The organism is Microbacterium pseudoresistens (assembly GCF_013409745.1).
Taxonomy (GTDB): domain Bacteria; phylum Actinomycetota; class Actinomycetes; order Actinomycetales; family Microbacteriaceae; genus Microbacterium; species Microbacterium pseudoresistens.
In genome coordinates, this window is record NZ_JACCBH010000001.1 from 1976888 (window position 1) to 1994567 (window position 17680).

Sequence of the window (17680 nt, forward strand, 5' to 3'; positions counted from 1 at the left end):
TGCTGCCGCTTACCGGGCCGTCGATGCCGGGTACCGGCCGGTGAGCCTCATCGCCAGCCCTTGTGCATCCTCGGGGCAGGCGTCGCCCGACCAGGCGATATGCAGGTCCGGTCGGATCAGCAGAAGGCCCTCACCGTAGACGCGCGCGGCGTGGTCGGAATCCGGTCTGATCGAGCGGAACGGCGCCCCGAGCCGTTCGAAGGCGGCAGCCAGTTCGCTGGCGTCGGCACCGGAGGGCGTCGTATCGATGAGCGTGAACTCGAATCCGAACTCATCCTGCAGCGGCCGGCCGTCCCGCAGCCAGACATTGGGAAGCCGGGCTCCGACGAGCGTCGACGGCGAGTACTCGAACTCCACGGGCTGATCCTCCGAGTCCGGTGCGGCGTCGTACGCGAGGACGGGAGAGGCCATGTAGCGGTATCCGAGCTCGATGCCGTACAGGTCGTTGCTCCATCGCTGCTCCCGCTCGGCGACCTCTCTGAGGTCGGCACGCGCCCGCTCGCCCGCCGCGCTCTCATCGGCGATCTCCGGACGCCACATGTCCCGCCACTGACGTCGTCCCTTCGCGGCGCGCCGGGACGCCGCGATGTTCCGCCGACCCGTCGGACGTCGTTCGGCCTCGTAGGAGTCCAGGAGACCGGGGCCGCCCCAGCCGCCGACGACGGCCGCGAGCTTCCACGCCAGGTCGACCGCGTCGCCGTGCCCCGTGTTCATGCCCAGACCCCCGGTAGGGATCACGAGATGGGCGGAGTCCCCGGCGAGGAAGACTCTGCGGTCCCGGTATCGGTTCGCGAGCATCAGACGCTGCTGCCAGCCTCCGACGTAGAGCGTCTCGTAGTCGATCGGGAAGCCGATGATCTTCTCGAACAGCGGTGGCATCTCCTCATCGGAGGAGACGGTCGCGTGGAGGGAGAAGTGCTGCTTGTCGTCCTGCACGATGAGGAACGAGTTCTTGTCGTCGGCGATGTGATAATGCCGTCCCTTGCCGATCGGGATGCGATCGAGAAGCTCATCCGACCGGAACAGCGCCTGTCGCATCGCGAGCAGCGTCTCGCCCTCCAACGTGAATCCGAGGAGATCCCGGACGGTGCTGGCACCTCCGTCGCAGCCTACGAGGTAGTCGGCGTCGATCTCCCACCCCTCGCCAGAGGCCGAGCGCAGTTCGACTTGCACGGCGTCCTCGGTCTGAGTGAAGTCCGTCAGCTCACGATCGAAGGTGATCTGCACGGAGGGATAGCGGCGTGCGATCTCGCAGAGGAGCGGCTCCAGTGTGTACTGGGAGATCAGCTGATAAGGCACGGCCGCCGTCGTGCCGTCGTGCGTGGAGCGGTAGGACCGTTTCAGCTCGTTCACCGAGGCGTACTCGTGGGTGACCAGCGGAGGCCGGTTGACGTCTTCCAGACAGATGAAGACGTCCATCGGCATGTCGTTGTCGAGGCCCGCATCGCGTATCTCGTCCTCGATGCCCAGGCGGCGGAAGTTCTCCATCGTCCTGGCGTTGCACCTCTCCATCTTGGGAAGCATCCCGAACGCCGGGCGCTTCTCGAAGAGGTGCACGCTCGCTCCTTGCCGAGCGAGGCCGATCGCCAGGGTGAGGCCGACGGGGCCCGCCCCCGCGATGACGACATCCGCGCGGGGAAGCGGGGTCACGAGGCGCTCTGTGTTGACGCGTCGAAGCCGAACAGTCGCGTCGCATTGCGGTGGTAGATGCTCTCCTTCTCATCTCCGGTCAGCGACTCGAAGCTCTCGATGGCGGCGATGGTGGAGCGGATGAAGCCAGGCCCCTTCTCCGGGTCGTAAGGGCTGTCGGAGGCGAAGAGCGTGCGATCCACCCCGAAGAAGCGCAACGAGGTCCACAGCGGATCGGCCGCACCGAAGGTCGCGGTGTCCGCGTAGAACATCTTGAAGTAGTCCATGGGCCGCCGGGTCAGCGGGTGGGGGAGCTCGACATCCTCGCGCTGGCTCTGCGGAGTGCGGGCTCCGAGCTGATCCCATCCCGGCCCGATGCGCCCGGCGAAGTGAGGGATCATGGCGCCGCCGTGGTGGATGAGGAACTTGAGGTTCGGCCAGCGCTCCAGGATTCCCGAGAAGACGATCCTGGCGCAGAACGCCGACAGGTCGTACTCCCATCCGAGCGCCCACCAGATCTCGAACCTGGAACGCGTCTCGGTCGGGTAGTCGGGCCAGGCGGAGGTGCGGTTCGGGTGCACCTGCACCAGCTTGTCGTGCCGGGCGATGGTCTCCCAGAACGCGTCGAACTCCGGCAGGTCGAGCGGCTTGCCGTGCACATGCGAGTAGATCTGCACGCCGACGGCGCCCAGCTCGGTGAACGCGTACTCCGCTTCCTCGATCGCCCGCTGCGGGTCGTCAAGCGATACTGCTGCGCAGAATCCGACGAAACGATCCGGGTGATCCGCGACCAGTTCGGCGAGGCTGTCGTTGGCGAGCCGAGCCATCTCCGCGTTGAACGCGCTGCTGCCCATGTCCTCCAGCGGCGGTGCGGCGACGTTGATCACCTGCCGGTAGGCGCCGAACTCGTCCATCTGCCGGAAGCGGAGGTCGAGGTCGAACAGGGCAGGAATGTTGCGGGTTCTCTCCTGCAGGTTCTTGAGAGGCGCACTGTCGTCGATGGCGAAGAACCGGTCGGCGTAGCGGGGAGGAAGCAGGTGGCAGAAGGAATCGATCTTCATCGGAGGATCCTATTCTCAGAATATGATAGTGGTATAGCTCATTGCGATAACTCAAGAACATAGTGATCGCAGGAGGCATCGTCAAGCTCATGCCCTGGGCAGTCCGAGCAGCCGTCGCCACATGGTCCCTGCGTCGTCCGGGGCCGTGTCTCCGGTCCAGGCGACGAACTGATCCGGCCGCACCAGGATCAGGCGGGTTGCATACTCGGCGCGCTCTCCTCGGCGGTCGTCGCGAACCACGGCCAGGGGGATCCCGAGCGCGCGTGCGACATCCGCGATCGCCGTCACGGCGCTGTCGTCGGCGTCCAGGCCGATCAACGTGAACCCGGTGCCGAGGGTTTCGAAGACGTTCTCGCCGGACGTGAGCTGAACCGGTGAGAGGTGATGGCCGGCGCGAGCCGTCATGGTGTGCGTCCCGATGGCGCCGTTGCGTCCGCCGGCGGGGCCGGCCACCGCGGCCGAGCCCTCGTAGTTCGGTTCGAACGTGCTCAGACGCTTGCCGAAGCCGCGCGACACCTCGGCGAACTCCTTCTTGAATTCATCCGGATCCTCGCCAGGGGCGTGAGTGCTGAGGAACCTGCGATCATCCAGGATCCAGCCGGCGATGAGCTTCTCGCCCACATCGCGGAACACATCGCCCCGTTCGGGCGAGTAGGTGTCCAGAAGCGCGTCTCCGGCCCAGCCTCTGAGCACGGCGTCGAGTTTCCACGACAGATTGACGGCGTCCTCGAGTCCGTTGTTCAGGCCGAATCCCCCGTATGGCGGGTGGGTGTGGGCCGCATCGCCGGCGACGAAGATCCGGCCCACGCGGTAGTCTTCCGCGACCGAGACCCGCAGATCCCAGAAGCCGATGTGCTCGATCTCGCAGGCGACCTGCTCGCCCGCGGCGACGGAGATGAGCTCGACGGCCGCTCTCTCCGGATCCGGAGCGTCGGCGGGAACGGGTGCATGGAAGAAGAACTGATCCTCGTCATCGACGCGACCGAAGAACATCCAGTATCCCTGGAGGTCCGGTGCCATCACCCGGTAGGTCGTCCGTTTGGGGAACTGCTCAAGGAGCGCATTGAACTCGGCTGAGCGGAACACCACCAGCGCGACGAGTTCGCCGAAGTCGGTTCCGCCGCGGGCGATGCCCGCGTTCTCGCGCACGAGCGAGCGTCCGCCGTCGCTGCCGATCACGTAGTCGCCGGTCAGGGTGCGCTTCGTCGAGGCCCGTTCGATGACGACGGATGCCGACCTGTCGTCCTGTGCGACGTCGACTGCCGTCCACCCGAAGAAGGTGTCGATGTTCGGCAGCTGGGCCACCCGGCGGCGGATGACCTCTTCGGTCCGGTATTGCGGAAGGCGTACGTTCTTCTGGAAGTAGTAGCGCTGGATGAGCTCGCGCCCGGGAAGCGCATCCCAGATCCCGCTCTGCAGCTGGTCGTAGACGGTCACCTGACCGATGCCGAAGTCTCCGGGCAGGGATCGAGCCGCACGGAGCTCGTCCGAGATGCCCCAGCGCCAGAAATGCTCGACGGAGCGCTGAGACAGGCCTTGTCCCTTGGGGATCAGCGAGAGCTCCGTGCGCTTCTCGACGACTGCACAGCGCTGACCGCGCAGACCCAGGTCCAGTGCGAGGGCCATGCCGACCGGGCCGCCGCCGACGATCACCGCGTTGTACTCTTCCACGTCTGCTGACCTTTCTCGTGGCCGAAGGCGGTTCAGCGGCGCCAACGGTGAACATCATCCGTTGTGGCCTAATAGTAACACCATTAACATGCAGGACAGGGATGCGCTTCCTCCGCTTGACAGCACCCGGAGGATTAAATAGCCTACGAACAGGTTTCGAGAATTGATTATCAAGTACTGATAATAGGAGTGCTGCGCAGGTGCAGTGCTTCGGGAGGACGGGCTTCGCAGAGCTGCGAGGTCCCCGACAGTGAGGAAGATCATGAACACAGCACGTTTCGTCGGCGGCGCGATCATCGCAGTCGCCGCACTTGCCCTCGCGAGCTGCAGTGCTGGCGGAGACGGCCCTGCCGACGGCGGTTCGGACGAGAGCGGGGGCACCGAGCCCACCAGCATCGTCGTGGGGACACTCCCGATCGTCGATACCGCGCCGTTGCACCTGGGTATCGAGCAGGGATTCTTCGAGGAGGAGAACCTGGACGTCACCACGGAGATCGCCTCGGGAGGAGCCGCGCTGCTTCCCGCCGTCGTCAGCGGGGACTATCAGTTCGGCTTCTCGGAGATGACCTCGCTGCTCATCGCCTCGAGCAAGGGCCTGCCCGTCCAGATCGTGTCCGAAGGTGACTCGTCCAATGGGAACACGACGCTGGGAGAGGACTACATGGAAGTGCTCGTGGCGCCGGGGAGCGACATCCAGGACGTCAAGGATCTCGAGGGTAAGCGGGTGGCGACGAACGGGATCTCGAACATCAACTACGTGCTCGTGCGTGACGGCGTCGACGCGGCCGGAGGCGATTCGGAGAAGGTGGAGTTCATCGAAGTCGCCTTCCCGGATCAGGTCAATGCTCTGATGACCGGCCAGGTCGACGCCATCGCCACACCGGAGCCGTTCCACACCATGGCGATCAACCAGGGCGCGATCCCGATCTTCCAGACGTACAGTGCGGTTCCCAACCTCACCGTCGCATCCTGGTTCACCAGTTCGCAGTATGAGAAGTCGAACCCCGATGTCGTAGCGGCGTTCCAGCGTGCGATCCAGAAGTCGCTCGACTACGCGACCGAGAACCCTGAGGAGGCGCGCCGCATTCTCCTCGACTACACGCAGCTCTCTCCGGAGCTCGTCGAGCAGATCGTGCTTCCGGGCTGGCCCGCAACGCTCAACAGGGCCTCGCTCGAGTACGTCATGGAGGCGACGGATCGTTACGGCCTCATCGAGGGGGACGTCGACCTCGATGCCCTGCTGGGCAGCACACCGATCGACTGATCTGACTGAATCTCGATATCCGAAGGATATTTCTGTGGCGGAAATCATCGACGGTGCGCGCCTCCCGAGAACGCGAGTGTTCTCGGGAGGCGCGCACCGACCACCGGCGGCGCTGCTCGGTGCGATCAGTATCATCGCGTTTCTGCTCGTGCTCGAGGTCCTGCCTCGGATAGGAGCGGTCGATCCGAACCTCGTCCCTCCGTTCAGCGAGATGATCGCGGCCCTCGGGCGTCTGCTGATGACGTCGCTGTTCTGGGAGTCGTTCGGTGCGACGGTGTTCGGATGGCTGCTGGGGCTGGCCATAGCAGTCGTCGCAGGCGGTGTGCTCGGAGCCGCGGTGGGAAGCATCCGCCGGGTACGGGACGCGACGGCCACGACCGTGGAGTTCCTGCGTCCGATCCCGTCGGTCGCTTTCATCCCTCTGGTCGTGATCCTCTTCGGCACCGGCTGGTTCCCCACGTTCGTCCTGGTCGTCTACGCATCGTTCTGGCAGGTCTTCGTCCAGGTGGTCTACGGCGCGCAAGATGTGGACTCCGTGGCGCGGGAGACCGCACAGACATACCAGCTGAACTGGTGGATGCGCGTGCGATACCTGACCTGGCCCACGATCCTGCCCTACCTCTTCATCGGGTTCCGGCTGGCTGCGACGGTCGCGCTCATCATCGAGATCACCGGTGAACTCATCATCGGATCGCCCGGCCTCGGCAAACAGATCGCGATCGCGCAGCAGTCCGCCGCCACGGACAGCATGTTCGGGCTGGTCATCGTGACCGGACTGCTCGGCGTGGCCGCCAACATCCTTCCGAAGGTGCTGGAACGCAGCGTTCTTCGCTGGCACCCGTCGGTGCGGAGGGAGCAGAGCTCATGACGACTCGGACATGGAGAACTCGTCTGCTCTACGCGCTGGGGCTGCCGGTCGTCTTGGTCGCGCTTTGGTGGTTCGCGTCGTCCGCGAGCACCAACTATTTCTGGCCTTCCCTGCAGACGATCCTCTCGGCGTTCCCGGACACGTGGATAGGCCAGGGACGTGTCGTCGGCGACGTGGTGCCCAGCCTGGTCCGGCTTCTCATCGGATATGCGATCGCGCTGGTCCTGGGCATCGCGATCGGAACACTCGTCGGCTCGTTCCGAACGCTGCGCGAGCTGCTCGAACCGCTCTTCGATTTCTTTCGTGCGCTGCCCCCGCCGGTGCTGATCCCGGTGCTCATGATCCTCATCGGCATCGGCGACACCATGCGAGTGGTCGTCATCGCGCTCGGCTGCCTCTGGCCGGTTCTCATCAACACCGTCGAGGGAGTTCGCCAGGTCGATGAGATCCAGCGCGCGACCGCCAGCGTCTATCAGCTCCCGGCGCTCATGCGCCTGCGTCGGCTGACGCTGCCTGCCGCGGCTCCTCTGATCTTCGCCGGGGCCCGTCAGGCGCTGTCGATCGGCATCATCCTCATGGTCATCAGCGAGATGTTCGCATCGACGAACGGGATCGGGTTCGCGATCCAGCAGTTCCAGCGCACATTCTCCGTACCCGAGATGTGGACGGGAGTGATTCTTCTGGGCGTCGTGGGCGTGATTCTCGCGTGGCTCTTCCGCCTCGTCGAAACGCGCGTCCTCGCGTGGTACACGAGCATCCACGAGGCGCATCGAGACAACTAGGACTATGAGGGAGAAGAAGTGAGTACCGAGAACCTGCCCCGAGTCGCAGAAGGAACAGCCGACAGCGCACCCGCTGCGCTTCTTGATGTCCGCGGCGTGCAGAAGACATACACCACCAGCCAGCGCGAGGTCGAAGCGGTGCGCGATCTCACCTTCCACATCGACGAGGGCGGGTTCGTCTGCATGGTCGGGCCGTCGGGCGCCGGAAAGACCACGATCCTCAAGTGCATCGCCGGCCTGCTCGCCCCGACGTCAGGATCGATCCGCTTGGCAGGCGAGGAGTATTCCGACTCGCCTGCCGGCATGGCGGTCGTCTTCCAGGAGTACGGCCGGAGTCTGTATCCGTGGCTCACAGTGAGCGCGAACGTCGAGCTTCCGCTGAAGGCGAAGAAGCTCCCGCGCGCGGAGCGGGAACACCTCGTCCGGCAGGCCCTCGAGGTCGTCGGTCTCGGGGATTTCGGCGATGTGCACCCGTGGCAGCTTTCCGGTGGCATGCAGCAGAGGGTGGCCATCGCCAGGGCGATCGCATACCAGCCGAAGATCCTGCTCATGGACGAACCCTTCGCAGCCGTCGACGCCCAGACTCGGGCGGATCTTGAGGATCTGATGCGGCGCCTCTGGTCGCAGCTCGGCATCACCGTCCTCTTCATCACCCACGACATCGACGAGGCCGTGTACCTCGGCCAACGAGTGATCGTGCTGTCCAAGGCCCCGAGCGTGATTCTCGAGTCCGTGGACGTCGATCTCCCGCGCCCGCGGAATCAGATCGACACGCGCAAGGAGCCGAAGTTCATCGAGCTGCGCACCAAGCTGCACGGCCTCATCCAACACGCCAACTCTCAAGAATCGAGCACACGCTGATGGTCGCATTCCCCACCTTTGCCGTTCACACCAAGGTCATCACCGGCATCGGCAGTCTGAGTTCGCTCGGCGCTGAGATCGCGGCCTTCGAGTCGCGGCAGCTCGTCATCGTCGCCGACCGCGGCCTCGCGGACATCGGGGCACTCGACCAGGTCCTCGCGCACATTCCGGAGCCGATCGCGGCCACCTACCTGGTCGATCCCGATCCCGGCATAGCGGACGTGGAGAAGACCGCGTCCGCCGCGCGCTCCCTGGGAGCTGACATGGTGGTCGTCGTCGGCGGGGGCAGCGCGCTGGCGGTGGGCAAGGCGACCGCCATCCTGCTGAGGAACGATGTCTCAGTGCTCAGCCTCGAAGGCAAGGGTTCGGTACCGAACCGTCCGGCACCGACCATTGCGATCCCCACAACTGCGGGCAGTGGCAGCGAGGTCTCTCGTGTGCTGGTGCTGCATGACGAGGGACGTCCGAACGATCTGTCTCTGCGCATCGAAGGATCGCAACCGCGAGTCGCAATCCTCGATGCGACTCTCCTGCGAGGAGCACCGCGCGGTGTCTTCCTCTACGCGGGCCTCGATGCGATCTCGCACGCGATCGAGTCGCTCTGGGTGAAACGTGCCACGTTCTTCTCCAGGGCTGTGGCGTACGAAGCCGGGCAGACCCTCGTCGACACCCTTCCGCGGGCGATCGACGGCGTGACCACCGGGGCCAACCAGAGCGGAGACAATGACGCCGTGCTCAGTATTCTGCTCGAGGCGGCCACCGCCGCGAACATCGCTTGCGGCAACAGCGGGATGGGTCTGTCGCACGCCCTCGCCGCCACGCCGAGCGTCCACCTGCCGCACGGGCAGCGCACGGGGCTGATGCTTCCGTACGTGGCTGCATTCAATGCGCCCGCCATGGATGACGCTCGTGCGCTCGACCTCATCGCGCAGCTACAGCCGCTGTATGACCTCGTCGGCTTCGAACCAAGATTTCCCGCGGGTTCGATCGGTGCCGCGGAAACGGCATCGATGGTGGAGGCGACGGTCAATCATCCCTTCCGCGTGAACAACGTCCGTTCGTCCACGGACGATGATCTGCGCAGCTTGCTGATTCAGGCCGGCGCTCCTGCCTGAGCCGGATCATCCAGACACCCATTTCGCAACGCAAGGAGCTCTCCTCTCATGTCCAGCACTCAGAATCAGCCGGCCATCACTGCGATGACGATCGGGGGCACGGACCGGCTGGCCGCCGACGGCGCGACGATCGACACCCTCAACCCGGCCACCGGCAAGGTGATCGGCAGGTTCCCCGCCGCGACGAAGGCCGATGTCGACAGTGCCGTGGACGCCGCAGCCACGGCGTTCGAAGAATGGCGTCGTTTCAGCCCGCAGAGGAGGCAGCAGGCGCTCAATGCCTTCGCCGACATCATCGATCAGCATCAGGACGAGCTCATGCATCTCGACGTCGCTGAAAACGGCACGCCGGTACGTGAGATGCGCCGGGACGCGCAGAAAGCATCCCGGCAGCTGCGCTACTTCGCCTGGCTGTCCCTCGAAGCGAAGGGGCACACCGTCCCCACGGATTGGGATCGTGTGAACTTCTCGCTCCGCCAGCCATGGGGCGTCGTTGGCAAGATCATCCCGTTCAACCACCCGCTCATGTTTGCGGCGGCGAAGATCGCGGCTCCCTTGGCGGCAGGAAACGCGGTGGTGTTGAAACCGAGCGAGTTCACCAGTCTCTCTGCACTGCGTCTCGGCGAGCTTTCGCGGGGGATCCTGCCTGACGGCGTACTCAACGTCATCACGGGATACGGCGCCACGACGGGAGACAGCCTCGTGCGTCATCCGGACGTGCGACGGCTCGCTTTCATCGGTTCGGCGACGACGGGACGTGCGATCCAACGTGCCGCGGCGGAGGCCAACGTCAAGAACATCACGCTGGAGCTCGGTGGAAAGAACCCGCTCGTCGTCTTCGGGGATGCGGACATCGACAAGGCGGTCGCAGCGGCGCAGCGGGGAATGAACTTCACCTGGCAGGGACAGTCCTGCGGCTCGACGTCTCGCCTCCTCGTCCAGGAGGAGGTATACGAGGAGTTCGTCAACCGCCTTGGTGCGTCGCTGGACGCGATGAAGCAAGGCGACCCCGCGGATGAGGGAACTGACACGGGCGCGATCGTGAACGAGCCCCAGTTCGCGAAGGTGAAGATGTACATCGAGATAGGCAAGCAGGAGGGGCGCCTGATCGCCGGGGGCACGGTGTCCGGCGACGAGGACTCGGGAGGGGGGATGTTCGTGCGGCCGACGCTCTTCGCCGATATCGATCCCGGTGCGCGTCTCGCGCAGGAGGAGATCTTCGGCCCGGTGTTGGCGGCGACGTCGTTCCGCGACTACGACGATGCTCTGCGCAAGGCCAATGACTCGCAGTACGGCCTCACAGCCAGCGTCTTCACTTCCGACCTGCGGACGGCCATGCGATTCGCTCGGGATGTGGAGGCCGGGTACGTGTGGGTGAATGAGGTCTCCCGGCACGTCGAGGGCACGGCGTTCGGCGGCTACAAGGACTCCGGGGTCGGTCGCGAAGAGGACATCGACGAACTGCTGTCCTACACTCAGGCGAAGAACGTCCACATCGTCTGCGAGGACTGACGTGAGCAGCACAGAGACCGACGGTCGGGAATGGGTACGGTTTCGGCACGGTGATTTCAACTGCCTGGTCGTCAGCGATGGAATCATCGAGCTCGGCCCGGCGCGCACGACGTTTCCCGGAGCGGAACCCGAGGCGATCGATGCGTTGCTGAGAGATTTCTACCTGCCGACGGATCGGGTGCTTCTGAACATCAACATCCTTCTGGTCGACACGGGCGACGAGCTGGTCATGTTCGACAGCGGCGTCGGACCCTCGCCCGACTGGGGTCGGCGAAAATTCGGCCCCGATGCGGGCAGACTGCTGCACAATCTCCGCGCTGCCGGCGTCGATCCGGCGGATATCACTTCGATCGCGATCACGCACGGACACCCGGATCACGCCTGGGGACTCGTGGACGATGAAGGAGATCCTCTCTTCCCGCGTGCGACGATCCATATGAGTCGCGTGGACCACGAGTTCTTCACCGATGAAGAACGGTTCGCCGGTGCGGCGGATGCGATGGCTCGGGACCGTTTCGGCGGTGCCAGACGGAATCTCTTGCCCTACTCAGAGCGCCTGCATCTCCTCGAAGACGGGGGAGTGGTCGTCTCGGGGATCGTCGCGATGTCGACGCCAGGGCATACTCCGGGTCATTTCGTGTACGCCATCGAGAGCAGGGGAGAGACGCTGATCAACTGGGGTGATCTCTGTCATCATGAGATTCTCCTGCTGCAGCATCCGGAGTGGCAATTCATCATGGACGGTGACGGATCGCAGGCGATCGAGCAGCGTATGCGCATCCTTGAGCTGGTTGATGAGAATCACTACGCCGTGCTGGGCTGCCATTTTCCGTTTCCGGGCCTCGGGCACATCGTCCGCCACAAGAGCGGATATCTCTGGCAACCGACCGATACGGCGCGTCGACGCGTCGAGCTTGCTCGGGCAACGGAGTGACGCTCGATTGCTTGTTCAGATCGTGAATCGCGCCCAGTCCTCGCGGATCTGCTCCGCCGATTTGCGCAGTGCCGCGATGACCTCTGCGCGGGTCGTATCGCCGATCCGCGCAGCAGGCCCGGAGAGGGACAGCACCGAGGGCCGCGGGACGCCGGAAGTGATCGGAACGCTGCATGCCCATACGCCCAGGTGAAGCTCACCGCTGGACGTGGCGAATCCCGCCTGGATGATCTCGTCGATCTCCGTGCGCAGGGAAGGTCCGGCATCGAGGTCATTCAGCCACGTCGCACGACGGTCGGGTGGTAGTGCGGCAAGCGTCATCTTCCCAGAAGCACCTTTTCCGACCGGGATCGTGCGACCTGGTTGGAACGTGTACCGCATTGGGAGATCGGTCTCAACGGATCGAATGCACTCCGCCGACTCCCCTGTGAACTGAACGACGATCACTGTCTCATTGAATTCCGTGACAAGTTGTTCCATCACCGGTAGAGCCACCAGTCCGAGGGGGTTGCCTAGCTGTGCTGCGCGAGCCAGTGGGATGACCTGTGCCGTGGGTCCGTATCGCCCTGGTGAGCTCTCGTCCAGAAGTCGGAGCTCCTTGAGGAGGCCAACATAACGATACGCAGTCGGCATTGGAATGCCCGTCAACTCTGCGAGTTCCTCGACCGACGCCGAGCTCCGGTTCTCGTTGAAGGCGAAGAGGACTCTCAGTACTTTTCGCGAACTGCTGCCGTTCGTGCGCTTGCTCGTGCCCTGTTCAACAGGCAATGTGTCTCGCCCTTCGGGAGTGGGGTAGATCGTTCTGCGGTCATCCGGATCCCACGCTCCGGACGGTCACTCTTTATCATAATGCACAATGTCACTATCAACATGCGAAACGATTGAGAAGTGGAGTCCCGCATAGTGGTGTAGCGCGGTGGTCTGGCTCGTCGTTCCTGACGTAGACGCGGTCACCGTGGGATCCTGGAACGATGACCGCCACGGATCGCATGATCGAGCTCGACGTCACCGGGATCGCCCACGGCGGCGTGTTCGTCGCCCGCCACGAGGGGCGGGTCGTCTTCGTCTCGGACGCGATCCCCGGCGAGCGCGTGCGCGCGGTGCTCGACGAGGCGGCGACAGGGGCGGGCGCTGCGGACCGCCGCTTCTGGCGCGCCGAGACGGTGGAGGTGCTCGAGGCCTCCGCACACCGCCGCCCGCACATCTGGCCCGAGGCCGCCCTCTCCCGCGATCCGGCCGAGCGCCCCGGCGGCGCCGACCTCGGCCATATCGACATCGACCACCAGCGCATCCTCAAGGGGCAGGTACTCGCCGAGGCACTGGACCGCTTCGCCGGCGGCGGGATCGACACCCCCGCTGTGGAGGCCGTGCCCGCGGACGACGAGGGACCCGATCTGCACTGGCGCACCCGGGTGACGCTGCACGTCGACGGGGAGGGCCGCATCGGTCCGTTCGCCGCCCGCAGCCATCGCGTGATCCCGGTCGAGGACCATCCGCTCGCCCGCCCCGCCGTGGCGGAGGCGGCGCGATCCCTGACGGGTCTGCGCCCCGGCCGCGTCGACCTCGTCGAGCCGGCCGACGGCCGCGTGCGCATCCTGGAGCGGCCCGAGCCCGTGCGACCTGCCCGCGGCACAGCGCGGGGGAAGGGACGCCGAAGCAGAACCGCCCCACGGCCACCGCGCGCCGCACGCGAGGTCGTGCACGAGCGCGCGGCGGGGCGTGAGTTCGCCGTCGATGCCGACGGCTTCTGGCAGGTGCATCCGCGCGCGGCCGAGACCCTGGATGCCGCCGTCGCCGAGCTGCTCGCCCCGCATCTCGATCCGGATGCCGCGCACCTGGATCTCTACGGCGGCGTCGGCCTGTTCTCCGCGACACTGGCCCGCCTGGGCGCTCGCCGCATCACGTCGGTGGAGTCGGATGCGCGCGCCACCGGCCATGCCCGGGAGAACCTCCGCGACGAGCAGGTCGACGCCGTCACCGCGCGCGTGGACCGTTATCTCGGTGCCCTGAGCGCGGCGGAGGAGGCGCGTATGTTCCGCGGAGGCGCCGTCGTGCTCGATCCGCCGCGGGCGGGTGCGGGCCGCGCCGTGGTCGAGGATCTCGTCGCCCTGGAGCCCGCCGCGATCGCCTACGTCGCCTGCGATCCGGTGGCGCTGTCCCGCGACCTCGGCACCTTCCGCGCCCGGGGCTGGGAGCCGAGCGCTCTGCGCGCCTTCGACCTCTTCCCGTACTCGCACCACATGGAGACGGTCGCCCTGCTCACCCGGTGACGGGTGCCCCGAGAACGGCGCGGACGCGTTCGGGGGCGTCCCGCATGCGTGCGCCGTGATCCAGATCGAGCGAGGCGCGCCACAGCTCTGCGGCGCGCAGCATCGGCGTCGCAGAGATCGGCAGATCGCGCTCGCTCTCGGTGGCGACGCGCTGGTGCCATCGCTCGGCGGGCAGATCGCGCCACGCGACGTCGAGCTGGACCGAGGCGTGATCGGACAGGTGCCGCAGGGCTCGTGGGGAGAGCGTGGCGCCGAACTCCACCTCCTGCTCGTGCGCCTGCGAGGACTCGTACATCTCCTGGCGCACACCCGTCTCCGCCCATTCGACCAGGCGCGCCACTCCGCGGGCGTGGTACCCGATGTGCGCGACGATGTGCGCGCGGGTCCAGCCGTCGCGCGCCGACGGCGCGTACAGCTCGTCGTCGTCGAGCTCGTTCAGCGCCCGGCTGAAGTAGGCCTGGGCGAGCCGGGCGAGCGCGAGATCCTCTCGTGTCCGCGGATCCTGCGTCCTGTCCTCTCGACGCACCATGCGTTCAGCGTTCCCGTCCCTCGACGAACGTGCGCTCGAAGTTGAGCCGCTCGATCACCGGGGCGTCGCTGAAGCGGAACAGGTCGAGCTGCGTCTCTGCGCGCAGCTCCCAGGGCTCCCACGAGGGGACCACCACGAGGTCGCCCTTCTCCACCTTCCAGACGTTGTCGGCCACGACGATCTCGCCCCGACCGTCGAAGACCTGCCACACGGAGGACCCGACCTCACGGCGGCTGGGGGTCTGCGTGCCCTCGCGGAGCCGGTGGAACTCCGCGCGCAGCGTCGACATGACGTCTCCGCCGTTCGTCGGGTTCGAATAGCGGATGGCCGCATGGCCCTGTTCGACCGTGGCAGGATGCCCCTCCGCCTCGAGTTCGAGCTGAGCGGCGACGGCCCGATCGGTGTACTCCCAGCGGTAGGCGGCGATCGGAGAGTTCACGTGCCGGTTCAGCCCCGACAGCGGGCGGAGGCCTGGATGCGCCCAGAGACGCTCGGCGCGGGAGATGTCGGGCGTCGAATAGTCGGTGACGCGCTCGGTGCCGAACTCGAAGAAGCCGACGTCGATGTAGTCCGACAGCGGCACGTCGAGACCGTCGATCCAGGCCATGGGCTGATCGGTCTCGTTGTGGTGGCCGTGGAAGTTCCATCCCGGCGTGAGCAGGAAGTCGCCGCGTCGCATCGCTACCGGGTCGCCGTTCACCACTGTCCAGACCCCTTCGCCCTCCACGACGAAGCGGAACGCATTCTGGCTGTGCCGGTGCTCGGGTGCCGTCTCGTGCGGGCCGAGGTACTGGATCGCCGCCCAGATCGTCGGCGTCGCGAAGGGGCGTCCGTCCAGACCGGGGTTGGCCAGGGCGATGGCCCGGCGCTCGCCGCCGCGCCCGACCGGCACCAGCTCGCCAGAGCGCTCGGCGAGAGGGAGGAGATCGGCCCAGCGCCACAGGAAGGGCACGGCCCGCGATTTCGGCACATCCGTCATGACGTCGGCGAGCTGCGTCCACAGCGGGCTCAGCGCATGCTCGTCGAATCGGCGGTACAGCTCACGCAGCTCATCGGTCAGCGGCTGGTCCATGTCGTTGCGCTCGTCCACAGGGGCTCCGTCTCTCGTTCGGTTCGGCGTCGGGCTCGGTCAGACGAGCTGGAAGTGCACCCACTTCTGCCCTTCAGCGAGGCCCGCCAGTTGGCGTCCCGCCGACTGCAGGATCATCGGCGAGGAGGAGATGTGCTGGGTCCCGCCGTGCACATCGCGGTAGATCCTCTGGAGGGTGCCGCTGCGCAGCGCGGTTGTTCCGCCGCTGCGGAAGACGAATCCGGCGATGCGGTCCATCACCTCTGTGACGTTGCACAGGGCGGCGCGGTTGAGGGTCTCCAGTCGGATGCCCATGGGCTCTCCCGCGGAGAGCTTCTCCTCGATCTCCTCCCACGTCGAGTAGAGCAACGCGTGCGCGGAGCGCAGCTGCATCTCGGCCTCGGCGAACTGCTCGTGGAAGCTCGTGCTGTCGGCGAGGCTGCCGGGGCGTCCGGCGCGGTCGCGCACGAAGGCGGACAGCTCGTCCAGCAGGCGCCGGGCCACTCCGAGGCCCCAGGCCCCGTGGTTGATGCTGGCGAGGTTGCCGATGCCGATGCGGAAGGTCCATCCACCGGTCACCGGTTCGGTGCTCAGCGTCGGGTAGCTGAACGACTCGCGCACGAAGACATCGGTCAGCGAGTAGTCGATGCTCCCCGTACCGCGCAGGCCCAGTACGTCCCAGTTCTCGATGAAGTCGACCTCGTCGACCGGCACGATGAAGAACCGCGGCTGGCCCGTCTCGGTGTCGACCGCGGCGGTGTGCAGATGGGTGGAGTGCTTGATACCCGAGGCGAACTGCCATTCGCCGGAGACCCGGTACCCACCCTCGACGGGAGCGGCCTTGCCAGGGCGCGTGCCCTGGCCAGCGATACCCAGGCGCGGCGTGGCGAACAGCTCGGCGGCGGCGTCCTTCTCGAAGAAGGCTCCGGCGAGCCCGGTCGCCATCGCGATCGCCATCGTGACCCAGCCGGTCGACGGATCGGCGTACGCGAGGGTGCGGTAGATGTCCATCGCCTCGCGCGGCGTCGCCTCGGCCCCGCCGAGTTCGCGGGGCGTGACCGTGCCCATCGCGCCTGCCTGGAACAGCGCCTCCACGACCGGCTCGGCGATGCGGCCGTCGCGGTCGTTCTGCGCGCCGTGCTCGTCGACCAGGTCGTGCAGTCCCTCGACGGCCTCCAGCACCTGCGCGGCAGCCTGCGCGGCAGATCGCGCCGTGCTCGGGCTGCTGATCGTGTCGGTCATCTCGCTCATGACATGCTCCTATGCTGTCGAAGTCTCATATCGCCGCCACCGCATCCATCGATCGGGCACGTCTTCTGCGGACGCGCGGGCGAACCATGGATGCGGGCTCGTCGAGCGAGACTATCCGCGGCTCCGTCGCCGCGGCCAGCGTTCGCTGATAGGCAAAAGCTCGTTCTGAGACCTGGAAGTTATGACCGGATCCGATCGCGCCGGGTGATCACAGACAGCCAACGGATATTGGAGAAAGAACGAGAACCGGCGTAGATCTGAAGGTGACGTCGACGACTGGATGCGTCGACGAGAGAGGTCACCATGGACACGATGACGAGGCCCCAGACGGGCATGCGCCAGATCGATCAGCGCCTGATCGATCAGCGCCAGATCGATCAGCGGGAGTTCCGCGCGGTCTGCGGAAGCTTCGTGACGGGGGTCACCGTGGTCACGGCCAGCTCTGCGAGCGGCTCGCACGGCAGCACGGTGAACTCCTTCACGTCCTTGAGCACGGAACCGCCCCAGGTCGTCGTATGCCTGGCGAGGAATACTCAGACGCTGCGGCACGTGCGCGCGAGCGGTCGATTCGCCGTGAACATCCTCGCGGCGGGGCAGACAGATGTCGCTCGCATCTTCGCCTCGAAGAGCCCGGACAAACTCGGCCAGGTCGGCTGGCACGTGGCCGAGAACGGAGCCCCGCTCCTGGATGGCGCCGTCTCCACCCTCGAGTGCGACGTCGCCACGATGCAGGAGGAGGCGACGCACATGCTCGTCATCGGACGCGTCACTGCCGTGCGGCACGATCAGGACGCCGCTCCGCTGGTGTTCTTCCGCAGCACGATCTCGGCCGGTGACAGCCTCCAGCACGGAGTGGGCTGATCA

16 protein-coding genes are annotated in these 17680 nt (G+C 66.1%); 9 read left to right on the forward strand and 7 right to left on the reverse strand.

Features of this window, described 5'->3' with window-relative positions:
- Nucleotides 1–9: 9 nt before the first annotated feature.
- The 3 genes from BKA02_RS09810 to BKA02_RS09820 all read right to left on the reverse strand — a co-directional run bounded on the left by BKA02_RS09810 (nucleotide 10) and on the right by BKA02_RS09820 (nucleotide 4361).
- Nucleotides 10–1650 (reverse strand): FAD-dependent monooxygenase, encoded by a 1641-nt coding sequence (locus BKA02_RS09810; RefSeq protein WP_179433597.1) that lies wholly within the window; start codon nucleotides 1648–1650, stop codon nucleotides 10–12.
- On the reverse strand, nucleotides 1647–2690 hold the full coding sequence (locus BKA02_RS09815; RefSeq protein WP_179433599.1) for an amidohydrolase family protein: 1044 nt from the start codon (nucleotides 2688–2690) through the stop codon (nucleotides 1647–1649). The genes BKA02_RS09810 and BKA02_RS09815 overlap by 4 nt, the downstream gene beginning before the upstream one ends.
- Before the next feature lie 87 nt (nucleotides 2691–2777).
- On the reverse strand, nucleotides 2778–4361 hold the full coding sequence (locus BKA02_RS09820) for an FAD-dependent monooxygenase (protein ID WP_218844515.1): 1584 nt from the start codon (nucleotides 4359–4361) through the stop codon (nucleotides 2778–2780).
- 262 nt (nucleotides 4362–4623) lie between these two features.
- Between BKA02_RS09820 and BKA02_RS09825 the strand changes: the two genes are divergently transcribed.
- Genes BKA02_RS09825 through BKA02_RS09850 form a run of 7 tightly spaced genes read left to right on the forward strand, consistent with a single transcriptional unit; the run spans nucleotide 4624 to nucleotide 11697 of the window.
- Complete coding sequence (locus tag BKA02_RS09825; RefSeq protein WP_179433601.1) at nucleotides 4624–5625, forward strand: ABC transporter substrate-binding protein; 1002 nt, start codon at nucleotides 4624–4626, stop codon at nucleotides 5623–5625.
- A 34-nt stretch (nucleotides 5626–5659) separates the two neighbouring features.
- Nucleotides 5660–6493 (forward strand): ABC transporter permease, encoded by an 834-nt coding sequence (locus BKA02_RS09830; RefSeq protein WP_343045388.1) that lies wholly within the window; start codon nucleotides 5660–5662, stop codon nucleotides 6491–6493.
- Nucleotides 6490–7275 carry an ABC transporter permease gene (locus BKA02_RS09835; RefSeq protein WP_179433604.1) on the forward strand — a complete coding sequence of 262 codons (786 nt, stop codon included), beginning with the start codon at nucleotides 6490–6492 and terminating at the stop codon, nucleotides 7273–7275. Before BKA02_RS09830 ends, BKA02_RS09835 begins: the two co-directional genes overlap by 4 nt.
- 18 nt (nucleotides 7276–7293) lie before the next feature.
- Entirely contained in the window at nucleotides 7294–8136 is an 843-nt protein-coding gene (locus tag BKA02_RS09840) for an ABC transporter ATP-binding protein (RefSeq protein WP_343045389.1), read from the forward strand.
- Nucleotides 8136–9251, forward strand: a complete 1116-nt coding sequence (locus BKA02_RS09845) for an iron-containing alcohol dehydrogenase family protein (protein WP_179433605.1) — start codon at nucleotides 8136–8138, stop codon at nucleotides 9249–9251. Before BKA02_RS09840 ends, BKA02_RS09845 begins: the two co-directional genes overlap by 1 nt.
- A gap of 48 nt (nucleotides 9252–9299) precedes the next feature.
- A complete protein-coding gene (locus BKA02_RS14240; protein WP_218844517.1) occupies nucleotides 9300–10763 on the forward strand; it encodes an aldehyde dehydrogenase family protein in 1464 nt (487 codons plus the stop codon).
- A 1-nt stretch (nucleotide 10764) separates the two neighbouring features.
- The gene (locus BKA02_RS09850) at nucleotides 10765–11697 is read left to right on the forward strand and encodes an MBL fold metallo-hydrolase (RefSeq protein ID WP_218844518.1); all 933 of its coding nucleotides are present in this window, start codon (nucleotides 10765–10767) and stop codon (nucleotides 11695–11697) included.
- A gap of 15 nt (nucleotides 11698–11712) precedes the next feature.
- Here the strand turns inward: BKA02_RS09850 and BKA02_RS09855 are convergent, their stop codons facing one another.
- Nucleotides 11713–12465 carry an IclR family transcriptional regulator gene (locus tag BKA02_RS09855; protein ID WP_179433609.1) on the reverse strand — a complete coding sequence of 251 codons (753 nt, stop codon included), beginning with the start codon at nucleotides 12463–12465 and terminating at the stop codon, nucleotides 11713–11715.
- Between the two features lie 203 nt (nucleotides 12466–12668).
- On the opposite strand from BKA02_RS09855, the gene BKA02_RS09860 reads away from it, so the two are divergent.
- On the forward strand, nucleotides 12669–13967 hold the full coding sequence (locus BKA02_RS09860; RefSeq protein ID WP_179433611.1) for a class I SAM-dependent RNA methyltransferase: 1299 nt from the start codon (nucleotides 12669–12671) through the stop codon (nucleotides 13965–13967).
- Here BKA02_RS09860 and BKA02_RS09865 read toward each other — a convergent pair.
- From BKA02_RS09865 to BKA02_RS09875, 3 genes are read right to left on the reverse strand one after another with little or no spacing between them, the layout of a single operon-like run.
- The gene (locus BKA02_RS09865) at nucleotides 13957–14496 is read right to left on the reverse strand and encodes a maleylpyruvate isomerase N-terminal domain-containing protein (RefSeq protein ID WP_179433613.1); all 540 of its coding nucleotides are present in this window, start codon (nucleotides 14494–14496) and stop codon (nucleotides 13957–13959) included. The genes BKA02_RS09860 and BKA02_RS09865 overlap by 11 nt on opposite strands.
- Before the next feature lie 4 nt (nucleotides 14497–14500).
- Nucleotides 14501–15568, reverse strand: a complete 1068-nt coding sequence (locus BKA02_RS09870; protein ID WP_179435376.1) for a cupin domain-containing protein — start codon at nucleotides 15566–15568, stop codon at nucleotides 14501–14503.
- Nucleotides 15569–15625: 57 nt separating this feature from the next.
- Nucleotides 15626–16816: an acyl-CoA dehydrogenase family protein gene (locus BKA02_RS09875; RefSeq protein WP_179433615.1), complete on the reverse strand. Its 1191-nt coding sequence runs from the start codon at nucleotides 16814–16816 to the stop codon at nucleotides 15626–15628.
- A gap of 312 nt (nucleotides 16817–17128) precedes the next feature.
- Here BKA02_RS09875 and BKA02_RS09880 point away from each other — a divergent pair, with 312 nt between their 5' ends.
- Nucleotides 17129–17677, forward strand: a complete 549-nt coding sequence (locus BKA02_RS09880) for a flavin reductase family protein (protein ID WP_179433617.1) — start codon at nucleotides 17129–17131, stop codon at nucleotides 17675–17677.
- Nucleotides 17678–17680 lie beyond the last annotated feature (3 nt).